10 protein-coding genes and 1 other annotated feature are annotated in these 9076 nt (G+C 46.5%); of the genes, 5 read left to right on the top strand and 5 right to left on the bottom strand.

Annotated features, from left to right (window positions below; all coding sequences use genetic code 11):
• Positions 1-177 precede the first annotated feature (177 nt).
• Positions 178-987 carry a pentapeptide repeat-containing protein gene (locus Q5691_RS21320; RefSeq protein ID WP_333346839.1) on the bottom strand — a complete coding sequence of 270 codons (810 nt, stop codon included), beginning with the start codon at positions 985-987 and terminating at the stop codon, positions 178-180.
• A gap of 71 nt (positions 988-1058) precedes the next feature.
• Between Q5691_RS21320 and Q5691_RS21315 the strand changes: the two genes are divergently transcribed.
• The 5 genes from Q5691_RS21315 (at position 1059) to Q5691_RS21295 (ending at position 6128) form a co-directional block, all read left to right on the top strand.
• Positions 1059-1985, top strand: coding sequence for a phosphodiester glycosidase family protein (locus Q5691_RS21315; protein ID WP_333346836.1), 927 nt, complete (start codon positions 1059-1061; stop codon positions 1983-1985).
• Positions 1986-2135: 150 nt separating this feature from the next.
• Entirely contained in the window at positions 2136-2792 is a 657-nt protein-coding gene (locus tag Q5691_RS21310; RefSeq protein ID WP_333209410.1) for a HEAT repeat domain-containing protein, read from the top strand.
• Positions 2793-2813: 21 nt separating this feature from the next.
• Complete coding sequence (locus Q5691_RS21305; RefSeq protein ID WP_333209449.1) at positions 2814-2963, top strand: hypothetical protein; 150 nt, start codon at positions 2814-2816, stop codon at positions 2961-2963.
• Between the two features lie 60 nt (positions 2964-3023).
• Positions 3024-4319 carry a ribbon-helix-helix protein, CopG family gene (locus Q5691_RS21300; RefSeq protein ID WP_333346834.1) on the top strand — a complete coding sequence of 432 codons (1296 nt, stop codon included), beginning with the start codon at positions 3024-3026 and terminating at the stop codon, positions 4317-4319.
• Positions 4320-4499: 180 nt separating this feature from the next.
• On the top strand, positions 4500-6128 hold the full coding sequence (locus Q5691_RS21295; RefSeq protein ID WP_333346841.1) for an FAD-dependent oxidoreductase: 1629 nt from the start codon (positions 4500-4502) through the stop codon (positions 6126-6128).
• A 158-nt stretch (positions 6129-6286) separates the two neighbouring features.
• Here Q5691_RS21295 and rplL read toward each other — a convergent pair whose 3' ends face one another.
• From rplL to rplK, 4 genes are all read right to left on the bottom strand, one after another.
• Positions 6287-6679: a 50S ribosomal protein L7/L12 gene (rplL, locus tag Q5691_RS21290; protein WP_333037133.1), complete on the bottom strand. Its 393-nt coding sequence runs from the start codon at positions 6677-6679 to the stop codon at positions 6287-6289.
• A gap of 136 nt (positions 6680-6815) precedes the next feature.
• Entirely contained in the window at positions 6816-7400 is a 585-nt protein-coding gene (rplJ, locus tag Q5691_RS21285) for a 50S ribosomal protein L10 (RefSeq protein WP_333209415.1), read from the bottom strand.
• Between the two features lie 29 nt (positions 7401-7429).
• Positions 7430-7602, bottom strand: a sequence feature (ribosomal protein L10 leader region).
• Positions 7603-7712: 110 nt separating this feature from the next.
• Positions 7713-8426 (bottom strand): 50S ribosomal protein L1, encoded by a 714-nt coding sequence (gene rplA / locus Q5691_RS21280; RefSeq protein WP_190663916.1) that lies wholly within the window; start codon positions 8424-8426, stop codon positions 7713-7715.
• Positions 8427-8649: 223 nt separating this feature from the next.
• Positions 8650-9075 carry a 50S ribosomal protein L11 gene (gene rplK / locus Q5691_RS21275; protein WP_006635588.1) on the bottom strand — a complete coding sequence of 142 codons (426 nt, stop codon included), beginning with the start codon at positions 9073-9075 and terminating at the stop codon, positions 8650-8652.
• Position 9076: the final 1 nt, after the last annotated feature.

Raw genomic sequence — 9076 nt, 5'->3', positions numbered from 1 at the left:
TAGAGTCGAACTCATGCACTGGCTAATTTCATAAATTCCTTTTTTTGTCAACTCCTAATACTGAACCGACGCCCTAGAAAACCATAGTGACCTACACCAATCGCCACCGTTTGCAGCAAAGCGTCGCTTTCTGCTGAATCAATGGCTGTTTGAATATCAGTCGAGTAATTTTAGATTTTAAATTTTAGATTTTAGATAGAGGTAATTTATATCGAACTTAGCATCAGCGAGATTTGCCCCTCTGAACGAAGTACCCTCAGCATTTCCAATCTCTCGAACAATAGCGGAGAAAGACACAAATGCAAACCAAAGATACAGCAGCGACAGCAAACCTAAACACATACCCCAAAACAGTTTGTGAGTGTTCAGAAAAGCGCTCGCCGTTGCACTGAACAAAAAAGCCGCTGCGTAAGTCGCCACACTTCCAGCCGATGCGATCGCAACCTGTGCAAATTGGCTACGAATCCGGGAATTCACAAAAAACATTAACACCCCGCCGATCGACATTCCAGCAATAGCAGCCTGGGAATTATTATTAGTTGCAGTGCCAGCATAGAAAAATCCCAACAAAGCTCCTGATAGAATTGCAGAAATTGTTCGTGCCAATCTACCCGCTTTTGAGGTTTTTGGCTGTTTGCTGGCGATCGCCGAAGCGAAACCAGCAGCGCTCAAAACCCCGTACAGCAACAGAACAAAAGGCCAACTGGGAGAGTCCGGTAGTTGTCCTTGGGCTCCCAGAATCATTCGAGTCAGAACATCGCCCACAACCAAACAAATCGCGATCGCCCCAGCACTCAAAACAGCTATCTGTCGCCTAGAAAGCCCGATTTTCGCACCGAGAAAATTCGCACCCGCTAACTGAGCATTTCTAAAATTGCAGCCTCGAACATCCGCACCGCTGAAATCAGCACCGTTAAGAACTTGCCCTTGGAACGATCGATTTCGTAAAATTTGATTGCTAAAATTATTGGAATCCGAATACTTCATATTAGTACAGGATGCTGGAAAATATATAAATCTGTCAGTTTTCCCCTCCCCGATCTCAAATCTAAAATGGTATGACTTATCGGCCCACGTTCAAACAAATTTGGCATATTCTCGGTCTCGGAATATTGCTCGCACCAATACTACTCTACAACATTCCCTACTTTTTGCGTCCCCAACAAACCAACGAAGCCCGATCGCTCTTTCAAGGAATAGCCTACCGCAGGGAATTTCGGACTAATCCGCGTCCCACCCTAATTCACATTGTTAGCATCGACCTAAAAGCGCCGGGAATAGGAATTTTTGTCACTCCCGGAAACCCAACACCCGATTTAACAGAAACCCATGCCCGCACGGCTACTGAATTCCTGAAAGAATTTCAATTGCAATTAGCAGTTAACGGCAATTTTTTTTATCCCTGCATCGAGGAAGCACCTTGGGATTACTATCCCCGCAGTGGCGATCGAGTAAATAATGTCGGACACGCCATTGCCAAAAGCCAAGCTTATTCTCAACCACATTCAGGCTTTCCAGCCCTTTGTTTTGATGCCAAAAACCGCGCTCAAATAATCGAAAACGGCACTTGTCCTTCGGGAACAGCCTATGGAGTTGCCGGAGATACTTTGCTGGTGAAAAATGGCAAAGCCGTAGCACAAAGTCAGGAAGAACGCAAACAGGATAAACCCTATCCCCGTGCAGTCGCGGCGATTGACAAAACAGGCGACAAGTTGTGGTTAATTCTGGCAGACGGCAAGCAGAGGCTTTACAGTGAAGGGCTGAAATTGAGCGAAATAACTGATATTTCGATGCGGTTGGGAGCCGAGACAGTGCTGAATTTAGATGGCGGCGGGTCGGTAACTTTTGCAGTAGCGTCGCCGTCAGGAGCGAAACTGTTGAATGCTCCGATTCAGAATAAAATTCCCATGCAGGAACGTCCAATTTCCAATCATTTGGGATTTTACGCGCGAGATAATGATGCCTCCGCATACTCAAATAAATAGGGTACTGATTGCCTTAATTACTAATAGAAAAGTTCGCTTAAATACCCACAAAATTTCTTGTTCAGCAGTAATTTTTTTTTAAATCTGCCCAAAATCCGGGAATAATTGCTAAAATTGTAAATAAACGTAACAAAAATTTATAATTGGCTTATGAAAATTAACGAAATCCAAGCAGCGCTGCAAAGTTCGGATTCTCAAGAGAGGCTGCGGGGGGTAACGGCTCTGAGAAACTGCGATTCTGCGGTGGCGCTGCCGATGTTGCTGAGCAAAGTGGACGATCGCGAGTTTATGGTGCGATCGTTCGTGGCGATGGGATTGCGACAGATTCAAACAGGGGAAGCTTTTGCGGCGCTGTTAAAAATGATGCAGTTTGATCGCGATCCAAACGTGCGCGCCGAAGCCGCTAACTCTTTGTCAAGGTTCGGAACTGAGGCAATTTCTCATTTAGTGGAAGCTTTTCGCCACGATGACAATTGGCTCGTCCGCCGCAGCATTATGGCTCCGCTGTATGAAATGCAGTGTCCTGATGCAGTATTGGAAATTTGTGCGATCGCTCTTGGCGGGGAAGATTTACCAGTTCAGGAAGCAGCAATTGACGGATTTGGTCTGCTGGCAAATACCCCGAAGCAAGAACAGGCATTGCAGCAATTATTACCTCTAGTAAGTTCGGATAACTGGGGAATTCGGCTGCGAGTTGCTCGCGCGCTGAGCAGATTTGACAATCCTCAAGCTCGCGCTGCTGTGAACTATTTGGCAAAAGATCGAGATCATCGGGTTGCAGGTGCGACTTTGGAAGCTTCGCTTTAAAACAAGGGCTTACAAGCTCAACTGTGCTATCTGCGCTATCGTGCCGAAAAAAACCCGGGTCAGGGAATGTTTAAGCGGTTCTACGGCGAGGAATGGACTGAAGAGTATATTCACGGATTTTTGTTCAATTGGGAACAGAAGCTGGCACAATTGGTAAGTAACAAGAATTAATTTTAATAGAAGCTTCAGCCACTACACTAATAAGTGTAGGTTGGCATGAGGAAAATGCCAATGGTCAAAAAAAATCGCAATGTAGTTAGTTCCAATTCAGAAAGTAAAGTCAAAGTCGGACTTTCGCTGACTTCTTCTAGTGCCGATCGATTAAACGTGATCGCTCGCAAGCTCGGAATATCAAGGTCGGAACTCCTAGAACGCTTGGCACAAGGCGCTCTGGATATTTCTAAGGACAAGACGGAAGTTACTGTCACTTGGAAAAAAGGTGAAGAAACGGAGGTAGAGGACCCCGACTTGCAAGGGGAAACAGCCGAAGAAAGCGAAATTAATGACGCTGTAACGGCAGAAACTCTATCGGACTCGGTGAGTGTAAAGCCAAATCCGTTGCCAGAAAGTTACGAAAGTTTACAGCAGCAGTTGAGTGAACGCGAAAGTTCGATCGCTTCTTTGCAGCAGCAATTGGCTACCGAAAAGCAAAATCTCGAAAGCCAATTAGCCGAAACAGTAGCGAAGTCAAGTTACGAAAGTTTACAGCAGCAGTTGAGTGAACGCGAAAGTTCGATCGCTTCTTTGCAGCAGCAATTGGCTACCGAAAAGCAAAATCTCGAAAGCCAATTAGCCGAAACAGTAGCGAAGTCAAGTTACGAAAGTTTACAGCAGCAGTTGAGTGAACGCGAAAGTTCGATCGCTTCTTTGCAGCAGCAATTCGCTGAAAAAGAACACCGGGAACACGAGTTTCAGCAACAGCTAGCCGAAAAATCCAGCGCTCTGGAATCTTTGCAGCAGCAATTCGCTGAAAAAGAACACCGGGAACACGAGTTTCAGCAACAGCTAGGCGAAAAATCCAGTGCTTTGGAATCTTTGCAGCAACAGCTAGGCGAAAAATCCAGTGCTCTGGAATCTTTGCAGCAGCAATTGGCCCAAAGAGAACACCGGGAACACGAGTTTCAGCAACAACTAGGCGAAAAATCCAGTGCTTTGGAATCTTTGCAGCAACAGCTAGGCGAAAAATCCGGTGCTCTGGAATCTTTGCAGCAGCAATTCGCCACCGAAAAGCAAAATCTCGAAAGCCAATTCCAGGAAACCGTGTCAAAGTCGAGTTACGAATCTTTACAGCACGAGTTAGCAGAAAAGTCAAGTGCGATCGGCGACTTCCAAGTTCAACTGAGTAAGTTGCAATATCTGGAAAATCAATTGAACCAGAGTGCGGCGATACAGCGAAATTACGACGCTTTGCAGCAACAGTCTCAAGAACAGCTAAGAACCATCAAAGCTTTACGGGAACAACTAGGTCAAATGCAGGCTGTGGCTGGGATTGGCGAAGCTTATCTCAACAAGTGGCGCCGTCACTGATTCTCTCATCAGCACGGCACAGTCTAACGATCCGGGTGCGCCCGGAGCACTTTACCCCTAAAACGTCCTCTAAACTCGGCCTCCTTCCTCTTGTAGCGATAGATTGTAACCTGTCGCTACAAGAGCTTTTTATTGGAAAATATGAGCATACTATTAAGAAATATTACAATAAATAAATTTATGACAGGCGATCGCACCCCTGAGAGCAAATCCAATCCAGCAGACACTAAGATCCGCGTCACGGTAATTGGAGGCGGCATCGGCGGGCTGACAGCAGCCGCCCTGCTAGCCCGCAGAGGATACAAAGTGCTAGTCTTAGAACAGGCGATCGTCCCCGGAGGATGCGCTTCCACCTTCAAACGCAAAGGCTTTACCTTCGATGTCGGCGCCACGCAGGTTGCAGGATTGGAACCCGGAGGCATTCATCACCGAATTTTTTCAGAATTAGACATAGAACTTCCGGCCGCGACACCCTGCGATCCCGCCTGTGCGGTGTTTTTGCCGGGAGAAACCGCACCGATTAGCGTGTGGCGAGATCCGCAAAAGTGGCAGGAAGAAAGGCAGCGGCAGTTTCCCGGAAGTGAACCTTTTTGGCAATTATTGTCTGCATTGTTCAAAGCTAGCTGGAACTTTCAAGGGCGCGATCCAGTTTTACCGCCCAGAAACTTCTGGGATTTCTGGCAATTAATTCAAGCAGTTCGCCCCGATACTCTAATTACTTTGCCTTTCACTTTTATGACAGTGGGAGATGCTTTGCGGCTTTGTGGGTTGGGCGACAATTTGCGCTTGAAAACTTTTCTGGATTTGCAGTTAAAATTGTATTCTCAAGTTGATACCGAAGAAACGGCGCTACTTTACGCGGCGACGGCTTTAGGAGTTTCGCAAGAGCCGCAGGGATTGTATCATCTACAAGGAAGTATGCAGGTATTGAGCGATCGACTGGTAGAGGCGATCGAACGAGACGGCGGCCAAGTCTTATTGCGGCATACAGTTGAAAGTATTGTCACTGCCAACGGCAAAGCCACCGGTACAGTGATTCGCAATCAAAAAACAGGCGAAGTTTGGACAGAAACAGCCGATCGCATTGTTGCCAACGTGACAGCGCAAAATTTAGTAAAATTGTTGTCAAGCGAGCCGATTGTCGGAAATTCAACAGATAATTTAACAGAGAATTTATCGGTTAAATCAGAGACTTCAGAGACAACAAACCAACTCCCAAATCAAATGGCAGGCTACAAATATCGAGTCGATAAACTGCCGCCTGCATCCGGTGCATTTGTCATATATTTGGGAGTCCATGAAAGCGCAATTCCAGAAAATTGTCCGCCGCACCTTCAGTTTCTCTACGATTACGACGGCGAGATTGGGGAGAATAATTCATTATTTGTTTCTGTCAGCCATCCGGGTGATGGCCGAGCACCGAAGGGAATGGCGACAATTATCGCTTCCTCATTTACTGATACTCGAATGTGGTGGAATTCGGTTGATTATGAAGGATTAAAGCAAAAATATACCGCAGGGGCGATCGCCCGTTTGAGCGAATATTTCAATTTGACGCCAGAGTCGATCGTACACCAAGAAGCCGCCACACCCCGCACCTTTGCCCGCTACACAGCGAGAGATAGAGGCGTTGTGGGTGGCATCGGCCAGCGAATACCAACCTTCGGCCCCTTTGGATTTGCCAATCGCACACCAATTAAAAACTTGTGGTTAGTAGGTGACTTCACCCATCCCGGAGAAGGAACTGCCGGCGTTTCGTATTCAGCTTTAACAGTAGTGCGGCAAATGGAAGCCGCCTCTAAAATCTAAGAGGACACGGCAATGCCGCTTCCCTACACCAAAAACAATTAATCGCGCGAGAGATGTAACTATCGCGCGATTAATTTTAGGGAACAGTCAACCGTCAACAGTCAACCGTCAACCATCATTCCGGTGTCACCGGAATTGACACCAACTACATTCTCTGACTACTTGATAGAAATCTTTGCGCCCACAGCTTCAAGCTGTTTCTTCATTTCTTCAGCAGCTTCCTTAGCAATAGCTTCCTTAACTGCTTTCGGTGCGGCTTCTACCAAATCTTTTGCTTCCTTCAGGCCCAGACCGGTAATTGCGCGGACTTCCTTCAGAATTGCGATTTTCTTGTCAGCAGGAACTTCTTCGAGCATGACAGTAAACTCGGTTTGCTCTTCTACGGGTTCAGCAGCGGCTCCACCACCTGTACCGGGCATCATCATCATGCCGCCGACAGGAGCAGCAGCGCTGACGCCGAAAGCTTCTTCAATTTGCTTGACCAATTCAGAAGCTTCGAGCAAAGTCAGAGACTTAAGTTTTTCCAAGATTTCGTCAGTTGCAGTAGACATTCGTTAAACTCCTAGTTCGATTGTAGATTGGGGATTTGGAATTTGGGATTGCTCCTCCATCATTAGTTTGTCGTCTCCAGCCTTCAGCCTGTGGATTAACACTAATGACTGATGACTAATGACTAATGACTAATGACTAAGCAGATACGCTTTCTGCTTCAGGTTGTGCTTCTGCTTCTGCTGCTACTTCTGCTGAATCGCCGTCTTTTTCAGCATAAGCTTTAAGACCGCGAGCGATCGAAGTAGGAACTTGATTGATACCCACAGCCAACTTGGTTGCGACACCGTTGATAGCGCCAGCAATTTGAGCCATGAGTTGTTCTTTCGACGGCAGATCGGCTAATGCTTTAACATCAGCTTCTTTCAGTACCCGTCCTTCCATCACGCCGCCGCGAAGTTCAGTCTTCTTAGAGACTTTTTGGAATTCTTGGTAAGCTTTAATCGCGCCGCCAATATCTTCTTGCACGAACAGAAACGCCGACGTACCAGTCAGCAATTCCTGTAGCGGCTGCCAGGTTTCGTTGCCTTCAACAGCAATTCGCATCAGCGTGTTTTTTGCCACTTGGCAACTGCTGCCTTTCGGACGCAAACGCCGACGCAAATCTGTGATTTCAGCAACAGTTAAGCCCGTGTAGTCAATCACGATCGCCAGTTGAGATTCGCTCAAGGTTTGCTTGAGGTCTGCAATAATCTCATTTTTTACTGCTAAACTTTTGCCCATACTTATTTCACCTCCTTTTAGGATCGAAAACTGCCCACCAAAAACCCCGACCTTAGAGCCGGGGCAGAGAATTAAAAATTAACAAGTCAGAATTAAAAATAGAAAATTTCTAATCTTTGAGTCTTGAGTTTTTATTTCTTCAGCCTCGGCAGGAAATTAAGCGGTCGGCACCTGCGGTCTTCAGCTTATTGATTTTTGATTAGGCTATCATCAGAAGGCAGAGATTAGCAAGGGTCTGGCGTAAGTCTTGTGAGAGATTTACACAGACAGCCGAAGCTGTCTTTTACCTTCTGCCTTCTGCTTAATTCTGTACTAGGCAGCATCAAGTTTGGTATCGCGCAGAGCACTGATATCGACTTCGATCGACGGGCCCATTGTTGCGGATACGTACAAACTGCGCCAGTAGCGACCTTTAGCACCAGAAGGACGGTTGCGGTCAACAGTTTCTTGCAAAGCATGAAGGTTGACGAGCAAATCTTCCGCTGAGAAAGCTGCCTTGCCAAACATAACATGAACGATGCCAGTTCGATCGGCACGGAATTCTAGTTTACCACCTTTAAACTCGTTGATCGCCTGAGCAATGTCAGTCGTCACCGTGCCACCTTTCGGAGAAGGCATCAAACCGCGCGGGCCCAACAACCGACCCAATTTTGCCACCAACGGCATCACGTCTGGGGTAGCAATCAGGCAATCGAAGTCCATCATGCCCTTTTGAATTTCATCGATCAACTCTTCAGAACCAGCAATATCCGCGCCGGCATTCAGAGCTTCTTTAACTTTTTCGCCCTTAGCAATCACCGCAATTCTGACTACTTGACCAGTTCCTTTTGGTAGCGATACAGTTGTCCGCAACTGTTGGTCAGTATATTTCGGGTCAATTCCCAAACGGATGTGAGCTTCAGCAGCTTCGCCAAACTTAGCGGTTGCTGTTTCTTTCAAAAGTTGCAGAGCTTCCAGCGGTAGATAAGGTCTGTCTTCAACTTTCTTTTGAAGTTCTTGCAGTCTTCGCGATACTTTCTTTGCCATTGTTATCTCCTGGGGTCAGTCGATTTTAGATTTTAGATTTTAGATTTTAGATTGAACCTATCGGACAATCTTAAAATCTATCATTTTTCGATTCCTAGCGAAGCTTTGCTTCTCCCCCTGAACCGATCGATTTTGGATTTTTGATTTTGGATTTTTGATTGAAGATTTTACCTTCAAAATCCTGAATTACTGCCAACTGTCAACTGACAACGGACAACTTGCATCAATCCGCGATCGCCACGCCCATATTTTTAGCCGTTCCTGCCACAATTTTCATAGCAGCCTCAACATCATTAGCATTGAGGTCAGGCATTTTGGTTTCTGCGATTTCTCGCAGTTGAGCCTGTGTAATCGTCCCTACTTGCTTGCGGTTAGGTTCTCCCGAACCCTTAGCAATGCCAGCGGCTTTTTGAATCAAAACCGACGCCGGCGGAGTTTTGAGAATAAACGTAAAACTGCGGTCTTCAAAAACCGAAATTTCTACCGGAACCACCAGACCCGCTTGGTCTGCGGTTCTAGCATTGTACTCCTTGCAAAACATCATAATATTGACGCCGTGCTGACCCAGAGCTGGGCCGATCGGAGGAGCTGGGTTGGCTTTTCCCGCCGTAATCGCCAACTTAATTACTGCAACAACTTTCTTTGCCATT

This window comes from Microcoleus sp. w1-18aA5 (assembly GCF_036701705.1).
Taxonomy (GTDB): Bacteria; Cyanobacteriota; Cyanobacteriia; order Cyanobacteriales; family Microcoleaceae; genus Microcoleus.
The sequence above is the reverse complement of the archived record's forward strand: the minus strand, read 5'-3'. Positions and strand labels throughout refer to the sequence as shown.